Below are 18,120 nucleotides of genomic sequence, written 5' to 3' on the forward strand. Positions count from 1 at the left end.
CGCCGAGACCGCGACGGCCCGTGACCGGAACAGCGGTTCATCCTCAGGGCTGCCCCTGATTTCACGAGGATTGCTCGATTGGCTCTTGACGCGCCGCCCCCGGTACTGGTTGCGTGAGCCCAACGCACCACTGGTCGGCGATGGGGAGGCCGAGATGGTCGTGGAGTCCGCGCGTTCCCGAAGCGGTCGTGGGCGTGCGCCCCGGCGGGTGGGCGTCGCATCCATCGCTGGAATCGGAGCGGCCGCGCTGCTCGCGATGACGCTTTCGGCACCCGCGTTCGCGGCGCCGCCGTCGTTCGTCGAGCCGCCGACGCGCCTCTACATGGCTCCCGCCGGCTCGCTGCCGGTGTCGCTGCCCGACGGATTCCCGACCGTCATCCCCGAGGGCGAGCTCGCGTTCGATGGCGAGACCGACCTGATCTCTCAGGACGTGCGCTCGATCATCGTCGAGTCGGCCGAGCAGGGCTGTGCGATGGCCGCCCCCGACTGGAATATGGGCGGATGCACCGCGGTGCAGTTGAGCGTCTCGCACGGCAGGCTCAGCTTCGACCCGGCACCGACCCAGGAGGACGACGGTGACAGCGACTTCGACGTGCTGCAACTGCAGGGCGGTGCGCTCGAGCGCGACAAGCACGAGCTGTCGGAGCTCGACGACGCCGCGGCGGTCGCGATCATCGGCACGACCCAGCAGGTCAACGACGCCTTGAAGACCCTCGTGTACACGCCCGAGACCGATGAGGACGACGACGGTACCGCCGACGATCCCTACTACTACAACGGCTCGAATCCCGAGACGCTGCAGGTGCTTCTCGCGCCCGGGGACCCGACTCTCGGCACCGCGAGCCACCAGGTGCAGATCCGCGTGCAGAAGATCAACGGGTTCCCCGAGGTCACGGTGCCCGACCAGGTGTTCCAGGTGCCGTCGGGCGGCACGGGGTTCCTCGGTGACGCGGGGTCCGACGTCGGCGAGCCCGATGAGGAGGACTGGAACGTCGTCGATGAGGACAACGACGAGCAGGACGACAACGACACCCTCGACGGGCCGGGCGACGAGTGGTTGCTCATCGCGTGGGCCGACTGCGGCATGTTCTCCATGCCCGCCTCGCCGTTCTCGATCTACGACGACCTCGAGCAGCTCATGGAGGACACGCTCGACCTCGCGGTTTCGCCCGACCCGAGCGACCCCGAGTTCGCCGAGTACGAGGCGAACAAGGCGTTGCTGATCGAGGCCGCGATGAACGCGCTGCCCGACGAGGTCAAGAACCTGCCGTTCGCGACCGGCAACCCGAGCGATCCGCACAGCGCGTTCGCCGGCGTCGTGAGCGGGCTGAACGCGATCGACGACCTCAACTACGTCCTCGATCAGGTCGAATTCGACGCGACGGGTCTGGCCGACGTGACGTGCACCGTGCGGTTCCTGGTCAGCGACCTCGGTAACAACGGGCTGCCGTTGCAGTACCTCGGCGATCCGCCGTACGGCATCCAGGTGCCGTTCTTCGGATTCGACTTCGACACGAACGACTTCCCGACCGTCGAGAAGGTCGTCGTCGAGGTGGGCGAGGGCACCGAGATCCAGGTCGCGATGCCGACGGATGTCTCGATCCCCGAGGGCGGCGCCGACGTGGTGCCGATCACGGTGACGCCGACGACCCACCCCGCGTTCGACGTCATCGTCTCGACCTCGGCGGTGCCGCCGACGAGCGCGACCGACTTCTCGCCGATCACCGCCCAGACGTTCACCATCCCCGAGAACGCGGCGTCGATCGACATCCCGGTCGACGCCCTCGACGACGACGAGGTCGACCCTGATGAGACCTACCTCGTCTCGATCGACGGCTTCCCGGCCGACCCGCCGTTCCCGCCGGGCTTCGACGTCTCGATCACCGACGGCACGGCGACGGTCACGATCATCGACACCGATGTGCCGGTCGACACCGAGGCGCCGACGGTGACGATCAATCAGGGTGCCGGGCAGGTGGATCCGACGTCGGTGTCGCCGATCGTGTTCGATGTGCAGTTCAGTGAGCCGGTGACGGGGTTCACGAACGCGGATGTGGTGTTGAGCGGTTCGGCGAATGCGACGACGGCGACGGTGATCGCGGTCGATGGTGATACGTACACGGTCGAGGTGTCGGGGATGAACGCGGACGGTCTGGTGGTCGCGGAGATTCCGGCGGGCGCTGCGCAGGATGCCGCGGCGAATCTGAGCGAGGCGTCGACGACGTTCGATAACGAGGTGACGTTCGAGTTCGACGAGGGTGATGTGACGGCGCCGACGGTGACGATCAATCAGGGTGCCGGGCAGGTGGATCCGACGTCGGTGTCGCCGATCGTGTTCGATGTGCAGTTCAGTGAGCCGGTGACGGGGTTCACGAACGCGGATGTGGTGTTGAGCGGTTCGGCGAATGCGACGACGGCGACGGTGATCGCGGTCGATGGTGATACGTACACGGTCGAGGTGTCGGGGATGAACGCGGACGGTCTGGTGGTCGCGGAGATTCCGGCGGGCGCTGCGCAGGATGCCGCGGCGAATCTGAGCGAGGCGTCGACGACGTTCGATAACGAGGTGACGTTCGAGTTCGACGAGGGTGATGTGACGGCGCCGACGGTGACGATCAATCAGGGTGCCGGGCAGGTGGATCCGACGTCGGTGTCGCCGATCGTGTTCGATGTGCAGTTCAGTGAGCCGGTGACGGGGTTCACGAACGCGGATGTGGTGTTGAGCGGTTCGGCGAATGCGACGACGGCGACGGTGATCGCGGTCGATGGTGATACGTACACGGTCGAGGTGTCGGGGATGAACGCGGACGGTCTGGTGGTCGCGGAGATTCCGGCGGGCGCTGCGCAGGATGCCGCGGCGAATCTGAGCGAGGCGTCGACGACGTTCGATAACGAGGTGACGTTCGAGTTCGACGAGGGTGATGTGACGGCGCCGACGGTGACGATCAATCAGGGTGCCGGGCAGGTGGATCCGACGAGCGTGTTGCCGATCGTGTTCGACATCGTTGTCTCCGAGGCGGTCGCCGGGTTCGCCGCGAGCGACGTGCTGCTGGATTGGACCGGCCCGGGCGTTCCGAGTGCGACGCTCGTGCCGGGCGCAACCGAGACGCTGTACACCCTCGAGGTCGACGGGTTGCTCGGCGACGGAACGCTCACCGCGAGTATTCCCGCCGACGTGTTCACCGATGCCGCGAACCTGCCCAACGCGGCATCCATCTCGACCGACAACTCGGTGACCTACCTACTCCCCGCGGCGAGCGACCCGCTCACCATCACGGCTCCCGACGACATCGTCGTCACGGCCGACCCGGGAGAGAGCGGCGCGAACGTCGACTTCCCGGCACCGACGGTGAGCGGCGGCGTCCCGCCGATCACGACGGAGTGCGATGCCGACTCGGGCGACTTCTTCCCGATCGGGGTCACGACGGTGACCTGCACGGCGACCGACTCGGCGCCGCCCGACCAGATCGTGCTGTTCGCCGTCGTCAGCGACTCCTTCACCATCACGGTGAACGAGTCGACCGAACCGGGCGAACCGGGCGAACCGGGCGAACCGGGCGGCCCCGGTGAGGATCCGGGTGGCAGCGGCGGCTCGGGCGGCGGTTCGGGCGGTGCCGGGACGGGGTCGACCGGTCGGATCGCCTCGACCGGCGCCGAGGCCGACGCTGCCCTGCTCGCTGCCCTCGCGCTGCTGCTCGGCGGCGCGGCGGCACTGCGACTCGGATCACGCCGCCGCGAGGCATCCGCTCATCGTTGATGCGACCCGAACCGACAGTGACGAGTCCGCGCCCCGAGCGCACCTCGCAAGGAGCTTCCCCGCATTCGAAGCGCGCCACCCGCTCGAGCCGCGCTAACCGCCCATCGTGAGCCCGGCGCGCACGAGCTGCGGCACCGAGGCATCCGGCAGGTAGGCGCGCACGAGCGCGACGCCGATGCGCGCGAGGTCGGCGCCGTCGCCGTAGAGCAGGTACAGCGGCTCGGCGCGCGGGTTGAATTTCTGCTTGAAGCGGTGCAGCGAGCGGAACCCGTAGGCCGGCTCCAGCAGCGCGCCGAGCCGGTCGAGCACGCGCTCGACGGATGACTCGCCCTCGAGCTCCTCGGAATGCGCGAGCGGTGCGCCTGAGAGCGACAGGAACTGCGCGCCCTCGTCGCGGAACGCGAGCGCCGACGACCCGATCAGGAACTCCATCACCGGCGGGAAGCCGCCGTCGCGTCGGCGCATCAGGTCGAGGGTCCAGCCGCGCGGGCTTCCGCCGGGTGCGTACACGGGCAGCCAGCTCAGGAACCCCTCGATGGTGCCGTCGGATGTCTCGGCCAGCGCCATTCGCACCGCGGGGTCGAGCGCCTCGTCGATCGACCCGAGGGTGAAGCGCATCTCGGGCAGGCCCTTGTCGCCCACCCACTGCTCGGAGATCGCACCGATCTGCGCCCGCACCGACCGCGGCTCGGTCGCGAGCGAGGCGAACCGGAACCGCACGCCCTCGCGCTCGGCGCGGTTCAGCGAAGTACGTACTGCCCCCCACCGCTTGCCGGTGAACTCGAGCCCGGGCAGGTCGACGAGGGTGTCTTCGGCGATCTGCAGCGCGTGCCAGCCGCGCGGCATCGCGTCGCGGGCGGCCGCGCTCGCGCCGAACACGCACACGATGAACCCGCCGCGCTCAGCGGCGCTCGCGAAACCGGCGAGCGCCTCACCGAGCTCGTCGGGCGGAGCGATCGGATCGCCGAGCACGAGTGCGACGCCCTGGTGGGTCTGGTAGGCGACGACCGTGCCCGGCGCGCCGAAGAAATGCCGGTTGTCGCGCCAGGTGGCCATCCACGACAGCACGCCGCCACCGGTCGTCTGGACGACGTCGCGGGCCTCCTCGATTCGGGCACCGGGCCGATCGGCGCCGTGATCGCCGTGGAGCCGGCGGCGCAACCGCGCCCGGAACGCCCGCGCGCACACGAGCAGCCAGAGAAGCAGCACCGCCCAGAGGAACCCGGTGGCCGCGGCGAACGCGAGGCCCTCACGGTCGTCGAAGTCGCCGGCGTCGACCGCGCCCGACGAGCCGCCGAGCAGATCGGGGTGCGCGATGAACACGACCGCGAGCGCGCCGACAAGCACGTTGAGAGCTGCGAGCACGAGCGTCGTGATCCACGCCGCTCGGTAGCCGCGGCGCAGTCCGGTCGCCACGACCACGACGATCACGGTATCGATCAGCACGTCGATCAGGTCCATGCCACCGGCGTAGGTCGCTCCGAACGGCCCGCGCGTCGGCACGAGGGCGGCGAGCACCTGCACGGCGGTCAGGGCGATGATCGCGACGAACGCGACGAACCGCTGCTCACGCAGGGTCGGCTTCGTGAACGACCGAGCGTTCATGAGCAGCACGGTGCCGACCGCGACGGCGTGCTCGACGTCGGCGATCGACCCGAGGAACAGCACGCTCACCAACACGAACGCGGTGAGCACGAGCAGCGCGCGGCTGCGCCACGGCGACCCGAGGCTCGCCCCGGCTGCGGCCAGGCACGCCATCACGCCGCCAGACGGCCCGACGTCGACCTGCGTGACGAGCCCTTCGGCCCAAGTGGAACCGAACTCGGCGAACGCGGCGATGACGATCGCGGCCCCCACGACCGCGATCGCCTGCCCGCCGATGAAGTACGCCGACGCGGCCCTCGACCCGCGGCGCAGTTCGAGCCATCCGACTCCCAGCGGCACGAGCACCGCCAGGATCAGATAGCCCCACGGCGTGATCACGAGGAAGGTGCCCGTGACGACCGTCCACCATCGACCGTCGGCGAACGACGGCGCCCCGTACGCGAAGGTCTCGTACCAGTCGGCCTCGGTGATCGGCCGCACCAACCCACCGGTCGCGATGCCGACGACGAGCAGCGCCGCCATGAGCGCGAGCGTGAACGGCACGCGGGCGAGGAACGCGATCGGGCGCGGGGTCGTGCGTGCGGGCGTGGCGGTCGGCGCCGGTTCGCGTTCGGATGTCACGGTCATCGGATGCCTCCCCCCAAGGCGTGTGCCCACGGTATCGGCGCGCGGCTCGTCGCGACAAGAACCCGCGGTCGCCGTTGGTCGAGGGGTGAGCGCATGCTCACGGAGTCGCCGCGATCGCGGCCCGTCGCTCGCGCAGGTGCACGGCGATGAGGGGGTCGCCGGTGAGCGCGATGGCACGGTCGAAGGCGACGGATGCCTCGCCGGCAGCCCCCGCCGTCGCGAGCAGGTGAGCACGGGTCGCCCAGGCCGGCTGGAACTCCTCGGCCTCCGAGCCGATGGCGTCGAGCAGCGCGAGTCCCGCGGTCGGGCCGTCGGCGCGCCCGACCGCGGCGGCGTGGGCGACCCGGGCGCCGAGCGTCGGCGATACGGCGACGAGCGCCGCGTACAGGCGTGCGACCGCGTCGGCGGCCCCGGGCCGCGGGTCATCCGTCGCGCGCGCGTCATGCGCGGACTGGATCGCCGCCTCGAGCTGGAACCGGCCCGGCGGTACTCCCGCTCGCCCCGCGCCGGCGGCACCGCCGACCACGGCGGCTGTGCGGAGCATCCGCTCGCCCTGCTCGATGAGCGGTCGCGACCAGCGTGACGGGTCCTGCTCGTCGAGCGGGATGAACCGGCCGTCGACGACGCGCGCGTCCGCGCGTGCGAGCGACAGTGCGATGAGGGCGGCGAGGCCCCAGGCCTCGGCGTCGGTGCGCAGCAGGCCGGCTGTGGTGACGGCGAGTTGGAGCGCCTCGAAGGCGAGTTCGCCCGACTCGGTCGCGTCGACCGAGTAGGCGCCGTAGATCGCTTCGAGCACCGCGGTGGTGCGCCCGGGCAGGTCGTGCAGGGTCGGCAGGGCGAACGGGATGCCGGCCTGACGGATGCGGCGCTTGGCCCGCACCAGCCGTTGCGCCATCGTCGCCGGTGCCACGGCGAACGCGCGCGCGATCACGGCGGCATCGACGCCGAGGACGACCTGCAGCATCAGGGGCGCACGGATACCGGGATCGATCGCCGGATGCGCGCACGCGAACAGCAGCTCGAGCCGCCGATCGGGGATGCCGTCGAGAGATTCGAGCGCGTCGTCGATGGTGTGCATGATGGTCTCGTCGTCGAGCGGGGCCGAGCGAGTGGCCGCGGCACCGGCCAGCAGGTCGCGCTGGCGGTTGCGCGCCACCGTGAGCAGCCAAGCATCGGGATTGTCGGGCACGCCGTCGCGCGGCCAGCGCTCGAGTGCGCGCTCGACCGCGTCGGACAGCACGTCCTCGGCGAGCGGGATGTCTCGGGTCGAGCTCGCGAGCATCGCGACGAGCCGCCCGGCTGAGCGGCGAACGGCCGATGCCGCGGCGTCGGCGGCGTCCGCCGGGCCCGGGACATCCACCGCGTCGGCGCTCACGTCGCCTGCGGATCGACCTGCCAGTGCCGGGAGTCGAGGTCGAACCAGGTGCCGACGGGCCGCACCTCGACGGTGCCCCACGTGACCGACGGCGCCTTCGCGGCCCACTCGAGCGCCTGGTCGAGGTCGGCGACGTCGATCAGGAACCGGCCGCCGAGGGCCTCGCGGGTGTCGGCGAACGGGCCGTCCTGCACCTGCAGCTCGCCGGCCTTGCGGGTGACCTGCGTGGTCGCCGACGACGGCGCGAGCACGTCGGCGCCGATGAGCACGCCGGCGTCGGCGAGCGCCGTCGCGTACTCCTGGAACGCCCGCTGGCCCTCTTGGATCGCGGCCTCGTCGAGCTCGCCTTCGGCCATGAGCTCGGGGTAGTGCAACAGCAGCGTGTACCGCATGGTGGTCCTTCCTCTCGTCATGCTGACATCGGAATGACGATCCGGCCAGCCCCCGATCGACAGGCGGATGGGGCGCCGGCTACGCCCAGCGGTGCTCGAGGGAGTAGACGCCGGGCGGGTGGGGAAGGGCGGCCGCGGCGAGGGCGGCGGCGACGCCGGAGGCATCCTCGCGCATCATGCCCACCGTGACGCGCACGAACGCGCCGGGCACGAACGCGCCCCCCGCGCCGTCGGGCGCGAGGAACGGCGAGCCGGGTGCCACGCGGATCCCCGCCGCCGCGAGCTGCACGAGCGCCGATCGCTCGTCGTGCACGGGCAGCCAGGTGTTGATGCCGTCGGATCGGGTCGGTTCGACGCCGAATCCCTCGAGCGCCGCAGCCAGCGCGCGCTGCCTGGCGTAGTACTGCCGGGTCGCCTCGGCGACCTCGTCCATCGACTCGCCGTCGGTGAGCAGGTCGACGAGGATCCGTTGCAGCATGCGCGACGTCCACCCCGGCCCGAGCATCCGGCGTGCGACGATCGGGTCGACGACCGACGCCGGGCCGCCGATGGCCGCGATCCGCAGGTCGGGGCCGTGCGACTTCGAGAAGCTGCGCACGTGCAGCACCCGGTCGGGCAGCCAGCGGCCGAGGCTGACGTCGGCCGATGTCGAGATCTGGCCCGAGTGGTCGTCTTCGATGACGAGCACGTCGGCGCCGTTGGGGTGGTTCGCGAGCAGGCGGGCGAGCCGCTCGGCGCGTTCGGCCGTCATCGATGCGCCGGTCGGGTTCTGGGCCCGCGGCTGCAGCAGCACGACCCGGGGCTTCTGCCCGAGCGCGGCCGAGAGCGACTCGGGCGTCACGCCCTCGGCGTCGACGGCGACGGGCACCCGGCTCGCGCCGAGCGCGTCGAGCAGGTCGAAGAACGGCGGGAATCCGGGCACCTCGACGGCGACCCGGTCGCCGAAGCGCACGGATGCCTCGAGCGCGCGACTCACCGCATCGAGCGCGCCGTCCACCACGGTGACGGCCTCGGCCTCGTACGGCCAGCCGTCGCGCAGCACGCGTTCGAGCTCGGGGATGACGGGCAGGTCGTGGTAGCTCGGGGTGTCGGCGATCGCCGAGACCCGGGCGAGCGCGCGGCCGAGTCGCGGCAGCAGCAGGGGGTCGGGCGTGCCGCGCGAGAGGTCGAGCCGGGTCGGGCCCAGGTGGCCCGCGAGGCCCTGCGTGCGCGGCGGCAGCCACGAGGCATCCGCTTGCCTGACGAAGGAGCCGGCCCGCCCGCGCGACACGATGAGCCCGGCGCGAGACAGCGCCTGCCAGGCCTGGCTGACCGTCGCCGGGCTCACGCCGAGCTCGGCCGCGAGCGCACGCACGGTGGGCAGTCGCTCGCCCGGAGCGAGCCGGCCGCCGGTGATGAGTCGCGCGATCGAGGCGGCGATGTCGCTCGGCGACCCGCCGTCGATCTCGATTCCGCTGTGCACGGTTTCCACCCTGTCTGCCTCTTGCCGCGAACGGGAGCGACCCTCACAATGACTTACACGTACGTCACAGAGTGAAACACAAGGGAAATGTTCACGCCGAAGAATAACAGAACGGGTCGGATGGCCCGCCACGTTCTCGGCACCACCTCTCGGCGTCTGGTCAGATCCCGGTAGGCGAGCACCACCGCGCACCCGCGCAACGCCCACCGCGGACGGCAACGACGCCGACCTGAAACAGGAGGCAGTATGACGATCGTCCGAGCGGCCATCACGCAGACGACCTGGACCGGCGACAAGGACTCGATGCTCGACAAGCACGAGCAGTTCGCGCGAGACGCCGCGGCGCAGGGCGCCCAGGTGATCTCATTCCAGGAGCTGTTCTACGGGCCGTACTTCGGCATCACCGAGGACGTGAAGTACTACGACTACGCCGAGCCGGCCGACGGCCCGATCGTGCAGCGCTTCGCCGCGCTCGCGAAGGAGCTCGGCATGGTCATGGTGCTGCCGATCTATGAAGAGGAGCAGCCCGGCGTCTACTACAACACCGCGGTCGTCGTCGATGCCGACGGCACCATCCTCGGCAAGTACCGCAAGCACCACATCCCGAACCTCGACAAGTTCTGGGAGAAGTTCTACTTCCGCCCCGGCAACCTCGGCTATCCGGTCTTCCAGACCGCGGTCGGGCCGATCGGCGTGTACATCTGCTACGACCGGCACTTCCCCGAGGGGTGGCGCGAGCTGGGCCTGAACGGCGCGCAGATCGTGTTCAACCCGAACGCCACGAAGCCGGGCCTGTCGAACCGGCTGTGGGAGATCGAGCAGCCCGCCGCGGCCGCCGCGAACGGCTACTTCATCGGCGCCGCGAACCGGGTCGGCCTCGAAGACAACGAGTACGGCGACCTCGCGGTGAACTTCTACGGAAAGAGCCAGTTCGTCGATCCGCAGGGCAACATCGTGGGCGACTACGGCTCCGAGACCTCCGAAGAGGTCGTGGTGCGCGACCTCGACCTCGACATGATCCGCCAGGTGCGCAACGCCTGGCAGTTCTACCGCGACCGCCGCCCCGAGTCGTACACCTCCATCCCCAAGCCGTGAGGCCGGCCGAGTCGTAAAGGAGCGAGCCCCCATGACCACCACCCTCATCTTCGGCGGCACCGTCGTGAGCGCCACGGGCCGCGTCGCCGCCGACGTGCTCGTCGACGGCGAGCGCATCGTCGCCGTGCTCGAGCCGGGCAGCGAACTGCTCGGGTCGGATGTCGCGACCTCCGTCGACCGCGTCATCGACGCGACCGGCAAGTACGTGATCCCCGGCGGCATCGACGCCCACACGCACATGCAGCTGCCGTTCGGCGGCACCGAGGCATCCGACACCTTCGAGAGCGGAACCCGTGCCGCCGCGCACGGCGGCACGACGAGCATCGTCGACTTCGCGGTGCAGACCTACGGGCAGCGCGTCGAAGACGGCCTGGCCGCCTGGCACGAGAAGGCCGCGGGCAACTGCGCGATCGACTACGGGTTCCACCAGATCATCGGCGACGTGAACGAGGCATCGCTCGACGCGATGCGCAAGCTCCCCGACGAGGGCATCACCAGCTTCAAGCTCTTCATGGCGTATCCGGGGGTCTTCTACTCGGATGACGCGCAGATCCTGAAGGCGATGCAGGTGTCGCGCGACACCGGCATGCTCACGATGATGCACGCCGAGAACGGGCCCGCGATCGACGTGCTCGCAGCGCAGCTCGTCGAGCAGGGCAAGACCGACCCGTACTACCACGGCATCGCCCGCGCGTGGGAGATGGAGGAAGAGGCGACCCACCGCGCGATCATGCTCGCGAAACTCACCGGGGCGCCGCTCTACGTGGTGCACGTGTCGGCGAAGCAGGCGGTCGAGCAGCTCGCCTGGGCGCGCGACAAGGGGCAGAACGTCTACGGCGAGACCTGCCCGCAGTACCTGTACCTCTCGCTCGAGGAGCAGCTCGGGGCATCCAGCGACCAGTGGGGCGCCTTCGAGGGTGCCAAGTGGGTGTGCTCGACACCGCTGCGCTCGCGAGCAGAGGGTCACCAGGACTCGATGTGGCAGGCGCTGCGCACCAACGACCTGCAGATGGTGTCGACCGACCACTGCCCGTTCTGCATGAAAGACCAGAAAGAGCTCGGGCTCGGCGACTTCCGCAAGATCCCGAACGGCATCGGCTCGATCGAGCACCGCATGGACCTCATGTACCAGGGTGTCGTGACCGGCGAGATCACGCTCGAGCGCTGGGTGGAGCTCACCTCCACCACCCCGGCGCGCATGTTCGGCCTGTACGGGCGCAAGGGCGTCATCCAGCCGGGCGCCGACGCGGACATCGTCGTGTACGACCCTGCCGGTCATACGAGCATCGGGGTCGACAAGACGCACCACATGAACATGGACCACTCGGCGTGGGAGGGCTTCGAGATCGACGGGCACGTCGACACGGTCATCTCGCGGGGCAAGGTCGTCGTCGACGGGAACGAGTACCTCGGCACCAAGGGCGACGGGAAGTTCCTGAAGCGCGGCCTCAGCCAGTACCTGATCTGACCGCCCCGAACCCCGAACGGAGCATCCATGGAATTCGGCGCAGTCCTCCAGACCAACCCGCCCGCGTCGCGCACGGTGCAGCTCGCGAAGCTCGCCGAGGTGCACGGCTTCAGCCACGTGTGGACGTTCGACTCGCACCTGCTCTGGCAGGAGCCGTACGTCATCTACAGCCGCATCCTCGCCGAGACGCAGCGGATCAAGGTCGGTCCGTTCGTCACGACCCCGCGACCCGCGACTGGACGGTCACCGCGTCGACGTTCGCCACGCTCAACGAGATGTACGGCAACCGCACGGTGTGCGGCATCGGCCGCGGCGACTCTGCGGTGCGCGTGACGAACGGCAAGCCGACCACGATGGCCGAGCTGCGCGAGGCGATCCACGTCATCCGTGAGCTCGGGAACTCGCGGTCGGTCGAGTACAAGGGCTCGACCCTGCAGTTCCCGTGGTCGAAGGGCTCGGAGCTCGAGGTGTGGGTCGCGGCCTACGGACCGATGGCGCTGAAGCTCACCGGTGAGGTCGGCGACGGGTTCATCCTGCAGCTGGCCGACGTCGACATCGCCGAGTGGATGATCAAGACGGTTCGGGATGCCGCGGAGCGCGCCGGCCGCGACCCGATGTCGATCAAGTTCTGCGTGGCGGCGCCGTTCTACATCGGCGATGACTGGGCGCACATGCGCGACCAGTGCCGCTGGTTCGGCGGAATGGTGGGCAACCACGTCGCCGACATCGTCGAGAAGTACGGGGCGCATGGCACGGTGCCCGACGCCTTGACCGACTACATCCGCGGGCGCGAGGGCTACGACTACAACGAGCACGGGCGAGCCGGCAACTCGCACACGCAGTTCGTGCCCGACGAGATCGTCGAGCGCTTCTGCGTGCTTGGGTCGGCCGACGAGCACCTGCAGAAGCTCAAGCAGCTCGCCGAGCTCGGTGTGGACCAGTTCGCCGGTTACCTCCAGCACGACAACAAAGAGGAGACCCTGCGGGTCTACGGCGAGACCGTCATCCCGGCGATGTCCGAGCACGTCACGGCGAAGTCATGAGTGCGGAGGTCTCGAGATCCCGACGCCGATGGTCGGCCGTCGGCTGGGGTGTCGCGGGCGTACTCGCGCTCGTCGTGCTCTGGGAGGCCTACAAGCTGCTCGCCCCGACCGACGGCGTCGTGGTCGGCGGACTGCGCGTACTGCCCCGCACGACCGACCTCGCGATGCCGCACGTCTGGGAGATGCTCGGCCGGCTCGCCGAACCGGTCACGCGCTCGCCGAACGCGCTGCCGCTCTGGCTGGTCATCCTGCTCGCAGCGCTCACCACGCTCGGCATCGCGGCGGCCGGATGGCTCGTGGGCGTCGTCGTGGGCGTCGGGCTCGCGCTCGTGATGCAGCGGTGGCGGCTCGCCGAGTGGGGCCTGCTGCCGTGGATCATCCTCAGCCAGACCGTGCCGCTCATCGCATTCGCGCCGGTGGTGAAGAGTTGGGGCTCGCGCATCGAGATCGGCGCGCTCGAGTGGCAGGACTGGATGTCGGTCGCGCTCATCGCGAGCTACCTCGCGTTCTTCCCGATCGCGGTCGGCGCGCTCAAGGGCCTGCAATCGCCCGACCGCATCCACACCGAGCTGATGCAGACGTACGCGGCCGGGTACTGGGCGACGCTGTGGAAGCTGCGGGCACCCGCGGCCGTGCCCTACCTGCTGCCCGCGCTGCGCCTGGGGGCCGCGAACGCCGTCATCGGCGCCGTCGTCGCCGAGGTCTCGACCGGCCTGCAGGGCGGCATCGGGCGCATCCTCATCCAGTTCGCCGGGCAGGCGTCGGGCGACCCCGCGAAGGCGTGGGGCCCGATCTTCGGCGCCGTCCTGCTCGGCCTCGTCGCTGCGGGGTCGGTGGCCCTGCTCGGCGTGATCCTGAAGAACTACCGACGCAACGAGGAGACGGCATGACCGACCCGACGACCACGCCGACCGCCCCCGGCGCCACCGCGGGCGCCCACGCCGTCGAGATCACCGGCGTCGACAAGATCTTCGACACCCGATCCGGCGCCGTGCAGGCGCTCGAGGGGATCGACCTCACCGTCGCCGCGGGCGAGTTCGTGTCGCTCATCGGCCCGTCGGGCTGCGGCAAGTCGACGCTCATGCGATTGGTCGCCGACCTCGACGAGCCGAGCACGGGCACCGTGACGGTCTTCGGCAAGTCGGCAAAGCAGGCCAGGCTCGACCAGGACTACGGCATCGCGTTCCAGCAGGCGGGCCTCATGCCCTGGCGCACCGTCGCCGACAACGTGGCTCTGCCGCTCGAGGTGCACGGCGTGGCATCCGCTGCCCGACGCGACCGGGTCGCGCACCTGCTCGACATGGTGGGTCTGACCGACTTCGCCGACCGCTACCCCGACCAGCTCTCGGGCGGCATGCAGCAGCGCGTCGCCATCGCTCGCGCGCTCGCCGAGCAGCCGAGACTGCTGCTCATGGACGAGCCGTTCGGCGCGCTCGACGAGATGACCCGCGAGAAGATGCAGGCCGACCTGGTGCGTATCGCCGCCGAGACGGGCGCCGCGGTCGTGTTCGTCACGCACTCGATCCCCGAGGCCGTGTTCCTCTCGGATCGGGTGGTGGTCATGAGCCCGCGGCCGGGTCGCATCCGCGAGGTGGTCACGATGCGCCTGGGTGCGGATGCCTCGGGCACGAGCCGCGCGGCCCGCACCGAGGGCCTGCGTGAAGAGCGCGCGTTCTTCGACATGGTGACCGCCGTGCGCGAAGCGCTGCACGGTGCGCCCGTCGGCGGCGCGCGCGGAGTGGAGACGCGCTGATGGCAGCCACCGCCGGCACGACCGCAGCGACCACGACGGCCGTGATGGGCGCCCGGGTCGGCGGGTCGCGCGCCGCGCGCAGCCGTCGCGAGACCGTGCTGCGCATCCTCGCGCCGATCGTGGTCGGACTCGTCGTGCTCGGCGTCTGGCAGTTCCTGGTCAGCGTGGTCGGCGTGTCCGACTACCTGCTGCCCAGCCCCGCGTCGATCGCCGGGGAGTTCGTCGCCTACTGGCCGTCGATCCTGCAGGCCGCGATCATCACCGGCACCAACGCACTGCTGGGGCTCATCGTCGGCTCGCTGCTCGGGCTCGTGCTCGCCGCGCTCGCTGCGCGCTGGCGCGCGATCGACCTGATGAGCGCACCAGTCGTGGCGTCGCTCGCCGTGATCCCGATCGTCGCGCTCGCGCCCGTGCTGAACTCCATGTTCGGCGCCGACAGCCAGTTCGGCCGTCAGGCGATCGCCGCGCTGGCGTCGTTCGTGCCGGTATTCGTGAACACGCTGCGCGGGTTCCGGCAGACCACGCCCGTGCATCGCGACCTGATGAAGGCGTACGCCGCGACATCCGGTGAGGTGCTGCGCAAGCTCACCCTGCCGACCGCGCGACCGTTCGCCCTCACCGGCATCCGCATCGCGTCGTCCCTCGCGGTGATCTCGGCGCTCGTCGCCGAGTACTTCGGCGGCCCGCGCGGCGGGCTCGGAGGGCTGATCTCCACCTCGGCCGCGTCGAGCGCCTACGCCCGCGCCTGGGCGTACGTCGTGGCATCCATCGCCCTCGGCCTGCTGTTCTACCTGGCCACCCTCGCTCTCGAACGCCTCGTCCAGCCGCACCGAACGCACCACAGATGAACGCACCACCGCACACCGCGCCACCACCGCACCACCCGGCCCTGCCCGGTCCCACCCAGAGAATCACCACGGAAGGATCGACATGAAACACAGCACCCGCCGTCGTCGCCTCGCGATGTTCGGCGCCCTGGCCGCCACCGCGGCCCTCGTGTTCTCCGCCTGCTCGACCGGCGACTCCGGCGACGCAGGGGGCGGCGGCGGCGACGCCGGCGGCGAACTCACCCCCGTCAAGCTCCAGCTCCAGTGGCTGCCGCAGGGCCAGTTCGCCGGCTACTTCGCGGCCGTCGACCAGGGCTACTTCGAGGACGAGGGCCTCGAAGTCGAGATCATCCCGTCGGGCGGCGACATCGTGCCGCAGGACGCGCTCGCCAACGGCGACGTCGACTACGCGATCGCGTGGGTGCCGAAGGTGCTCGGGTCGATCGAGCAGGGCGCGAACCTGACCGACATCGCGCAGATCTTCCAGCGCTCGGGCACCCTGCAGGTGTCGTGGGCCGACTCGGGCATCGAGGAGGTCGCCGACTTCGAGGGCAAGAAGATCGGCTCGTGGGGCTTCGGCAACGAGTGGGAGATCTTCGCGGCCATGGCCGCCGAGGGCCTCGACTCGACCACCGTGCAGATCATCACGCAGGACTTCAACATGAACGCGTTCCTGCAGGGCGATATCGATGCGGCGCAGGCGATGACCTACAACGAGTACGCGCAGCTGCTCGAGTCGGTGAACCCCGACACCGGCGAGCTGTACCAGCCCGACGACTTCAACGTCATCTCGTACGAGGACACCGAGGGCGCCATGCTGCAGGACGCCATCTGGGCCGACACCGAACGGCTCGAGAGCGACACCGAGTACCAGGAGACGACGGTCAAGTTCCTGAAGGCCGTCATCAGGGGCTGGGTGTTCGCCGCCGAGAACCCCGAGCAGGCGTCCGAGATCACGATCGCGGCCGGCAGCGGCTGGGGCCCCAGCCACGAACTGTGGATGGTCAACGAGACCAACAAGCTCATCTGGCCCTCGCCCGACGGCATCGGCGTGATCGACGAGGCCGCGTGGGACAAGACGGTGGCGGGCGCGCTCGCAGCCGTGAACGAGTCGGGCGCCCACCTCATCACCGAGGAGCCGCCCGCGACCGCCTGGTCGAACGAGTGGATCCAGAAGGCGCTCGACGAGCTCGAGGGCGAAGACCTCGACCTGACGGGTGAGAACTGGTCGCCGATCGAGGTCGAGCTCCAGGAAGGCGGCAACTAGCACCACCAACCGCTGGTCGAGTAGCGCGAAGCGCGTATCGAGACCACGTCACCAGGTCTCGATACGCTCCTTCGTCGCTACTCGACCAGCGATCCGAACGAAAGAAAGGCACCAAGCCATGACCGACGACACCGTCGCCGACCTCGACGCAGTGGCGCGCGAGCTCGACCGGGCGCACGTCTTCCACTCCTGGTCTGCGCAATCGCAGGCCTCCCCGCTCGTGATCGCGAGCGGCCGCGGATGTCGCGTGTGGGATCACGCCGGCCGCGAATACCTCGACTTCTCGAGCCAGCTCGTGAACGTCAACATCGGGCACCAGCACCCGGCCGTCGTCTCGGCGATCCGCGAGCAGGCCGAGCTGCTCACCACCGTCGCACCCGCCACCGTGAACCTCGCCCGCGGCGAGGCGGCCGAGCGCATCGTCGCGCGCGCGCCCGAGGGATTCCGGCGGGTCTTCTTCACCAATGGCGGTGCCGACGCGAACGAGAACGCGATCCGGATGGCTCGGCTGCACACCGGCCGCGACAAGATCCTGTCGACGTACCGGTCGTACCACGGCAACACCGGAGCGGCCATCGTGTCGACGGGCGACTGGCGGCGCGTCCCGAACGAGTTCGCCCGCGGGCACGTGCACTTCTTCGGGCCCTACCTCTACCGGTCGGAGTTCTGGGCGACGACGCCCGAGCAGGAGGCCGAGCGAGCCCTGCACCACCTGCGGCGGGTCATCGAGGCCGAAGGGCCGACGTCGATCGCGGCGGTGCTGCTCGAGACGGTGCCCGGTACCGCCGGCATCCTCGTGCCGCCGCCCGGCTACCTCGCGGGGGTGCGCGAACTGTGCGACCGGCACGGGATCCTGCTCATCCTCGACGAGGTGATGGCCGGATTCGGCCGCACCGGCCGGTGGTTCGCGTTCGACGGGTACGACGTGCGGCCCGACCTCATCACGTTCGCGAAGGGCGTGAACTCGGGGTACGTCCCTGTCGGCGGCGTCATCATCGACGAGCCGATCGCGCAGACCTTCGACGACCGGGTGTTCCCCGGCGGCCTCACCTATTCGGGGCATCCGCTCGCGATGGCCTCGATCGTCGCCGCGCTCGACGCCATGGAGTCCGAGGGCATCGTCGACAACGCGCGCGCCATCGGCGAAACCGAGATCGGGCCGGCGCTCGCCGACCTCGCCGACCGGCACGCCGTCATCGGCGAAGTGCGCGGCGAGGGCGTGTTCTGGGCGGTCGAGCTCGTCGCCGACCGCGAGACCCGCGAGCCGCTGCCCGCCGCGGCGGTGGGCCGCATCAAAGCCGCGCTCGTCGAGCGCGGGCTCCTGCCGTTCGTGCAGGACAACCGCATCCACGTGGTGCCGCCGTGCGTGGTCACGGCGGAGGAGGTCGCCGAAGCCATGGCGATCTACGATGAAGTACTGAGCACCGCACTCGAAGGAGAGAGCTGACT

General features: G+C 70.1%; 12 protein-coding genes and 1 pseudogene. 9 read left to right on the forward strand and 4 right to left on the reverse strand.

Annotation, left to right across the window (positions count from 1 at the left end; translation table 11 throughout):
* Positions 1–208 precede the first annotated feature (208 nt).
* Positions 209–3,757: an HYR domain-containing protein gene (locus FLP10_RS10005; RefSeq protein WP_149160724.1), complete on the forward strand. Its 3,549-nt coding sequence runs from the start codon at positions 209–211 to the stop codon at positions 3,755–3,757.
* Positions 3,758–3,850: 93 nt separating this feature from the next.
* On the opposite strand, the gene FLP10_RS10010 is transcribed toward FLP10_RS10005, so the two are convergent.
* The 4 genes from FLP10_RS10010 to FLP10_RS10025 all read right to left on the reverse strand — a co-directional run bounded on the left by FLP10_RS10010 (position 3,851) and on the right by FLP10_RS10025 (position 9,227).
* Positions 3,851–5,989, reverse strand: a complete 2,139-nt coding sequence (locus FLP10_RS10010; protein ID WP_149160725.1) for a bifunctional lysylphosphatidylglycerol flippase/synthetase MprF — start codon at positions 5,987–5,989, stop codon at positions 3,851–3,853.
* Between the two features lie 97 nt (positions 5,990–6,086).
* A complete protein-coding gene (locus FLP10_RS10015) occupies positions 6,087–7,364 on the reverse strand; it encodes an RNA polymerase sigma factor (protein WP_246149987.1) in 1,278 nt (425 codons plus the stop codon).
* Positions 7,361–7,777 (reverse strand): YciI family protein, encoded by a 417-nt coding sequence (locus FLP10_RS10020; protein ID WP_342780513.1) that lies wholly within the window; start codon positions 7,775–7,777, stop codon positions 7,361–7,363. The genes FLP10_RS10015 and FLP10_RS10020 overlap by 4 nt, the downstream gene beginning before the upstream one ends.
* Before the next feature lie 58 nt (positions 7,778–7,835).
* Positions 7,836–9,227: an aminotransferase class I/II-fold pyridoxal phosphate-dependent enzyme gene (locus FLP10_RS10025; protein ID WP_149160726.1), complete on the reverse strand. Its 1,392-nt coding sequence runs from the start codon at positions 9,225–9,227 to the stop codon at positions 7,836–7,838.
* A 237-nt stretch (positions 9,228–9,464) separates the two neighbouring features.
* On the opposite strand from FLP10_RS10025, the gene FLP10_RS10030 reads away from it, so the two are divergent.
* The 8 genes and pseudogenes from FLP10_RS10030 to FLP10_RS10065 all read left to right on the forward strand — a co-directional run bounded on the left by FLP10_RS10030 (position 9,465) and on the right by FLP10_RS10065 (position 18,118).
* Positions 9,465–10,313: a nitrilase-related carbon-nitrogen hydrolase gene (locus FLP10_RS10030; protein WP_149160727.1), complete on the forward strand. Its 849-nt coding sequence runs from the start codon at positions 9,465–9,467 to the stop codon at positions 10,311–10,313.
* A gap of 31 nt (positions 10,314–10,344) precedes the next feature.
* Positions 10,345–11,781, forward strand: a complete 1,437-nt coding sequence (hydA, locus tag FLP10_RS10035; protein WP_149160728.1) for a dihydropyrimidinase — start codon at positions 10,345–10,347, stop codon at positions 11,779–11,781.
* 27 nt (positions 11,782–11,808) lie between these two features.
* Positions 11,809–12,824, forward strand: a pseudogene (locus tag FLP10_RS10040) (TIGR03842 family LLM class F420-dependent oxidoreductase).
* Complete coding sequence (locus FLP10_RS10045; RefSeq protein ID WP_149160729.1) at positions 12,821–13,714, forward strand: ABC transporter permease; 894 nt, start codon at positions 12,821–12,823, stop codon at positions 13,712–13,714. Before FLP10_RS10040 ends, FLP10_RS10045 begins: the two are co-directional and overlap by 4 nt.
* A complete protein-coding gene (locus FLP10_RS10050) occupies positions 13,711–14,577 on the forward strand; it encodes an ABC transporter ATP-binding protein (protein WP_149160730.1) in 867 nt (288 codons plus the stop codon). The genes FLP10_RS10045 and FLP10_RS10050 overlap by 4 nt, the downstream gene beginning before the upstream one ends.
* On the forward strand, positions 14,577–15,425 hold the full coding sequence (locus tag FLP10_RS10055) for an ABC transporter permease (RefSeq protein WP_149160731.1): 849 nt from the start codon (positions 14,577–14,579) through the stop codon (positions 15,423–15,425). Before FLP10_RS10050 ends, FLP10_RS10055 begins: the two co-directional genes overlap by 1 nt.
* Before the next feature lie 82 nt (positions 15,426–15,507).
* Positions 15,508–16,671 carry an ABC transporter substrate-binding protein gene (locus tag FLP10_RS10060; RefSeq protein ID WP_149160732.1) on the forward strand — a complete coding sequence of 388 codons (1,164 nt, stop codon included), beginning with the start codon at positions 15,508–15,510 and terminating at the stop codon, positions 16,669–16,671.
* 118 nt (positions 16,672–16,789) lie between these two features.
* Positions 16,790–18,118 carry an aspartate aminotransferase family protein gene (locus tag FLP10_RS10065; RefSeq protein ID WP_149160733.1) on the forward strand — a complete coding sequence of 443 codons (1,329 nt, stop codon included), beginning with the start codon at positions 16,790–16,792 and terminating at the stop codon, positions 18,116–18,118.
* Positions 18,119–18,120: the final 2 nt, after the last annotated feature.

This window comes from Agromyces intestinalis (assembly GCF_008365295.1).
In the GTDB taxonomy this organism is placed as follows: domain Bacteria; phylum Actinomycetota; class Actinomycetes; order Actinomycetales; family Microbacteriaceae; genus Agromyces; species Agromyces intestinalis.

Coding starts and splice junctions, on each gene's coding strand:
- FLP10_RS10010 (WP_149160725.1), bottom strand. CDS start 5,989: ATGACCGTGACATCCGAACGCGAACCGGCGCCGACCGCCACGCCCGCA.
- FLP10_RS10020 (WP_342780513.1), bottom strand. CDS start 7,777: ATGACGAGAGGAAGGACCACCATGCGGTACACGCTGCTGTTGCACTAC.
- FLP10_RS10030 (WP_149160727.1), top strand. CDS start 9,465: ATGACGATCGTCCGAGCGGCCATCACGCAGACGACCTGGACCGGCGAC.
- hydA (WP_149160728.1), top strand. CDS start 10,345: ATGACCACCACCCTCATCTTCGGCGGCACCGTCGTGAGCGCCACGGGC.
- FLP10_RS10045 (WP_149160729.1), top strand. CDS start 12,821: ATGAGTGCGGAGGTCTCGAGATCCCGACGCCGATGGTCGGCCGTCGGC.
- FLP10_RS10050 (WP_149160730.1), top strand. CDS start 13,711: ATGACCGACCCGACGACCACGCCGACCGCCCCCGGCGCCACCGCGGGC.
- FLP10_RS10055 (WP_149160731.1), top strand. CDS start 14,577: ATGGCAGCCACCGCCGGCACGACCGCAGCGACCACGACGGCCGTGATG.
- FLP10_RS10060 (WP_149160732.1), top strand. CDS start 15,508: ATGAAACACAGCACCCGCCGTCGTCGCCTCGCGATGTTCGGCGCCCTG.
- FLP10_RS10065 (WP_149160733.1), top strand. CDS start 16,790: ATGACCGACGACACCGTCGCCGACCTCGACGCAGTGGCGCGCGAGCTC.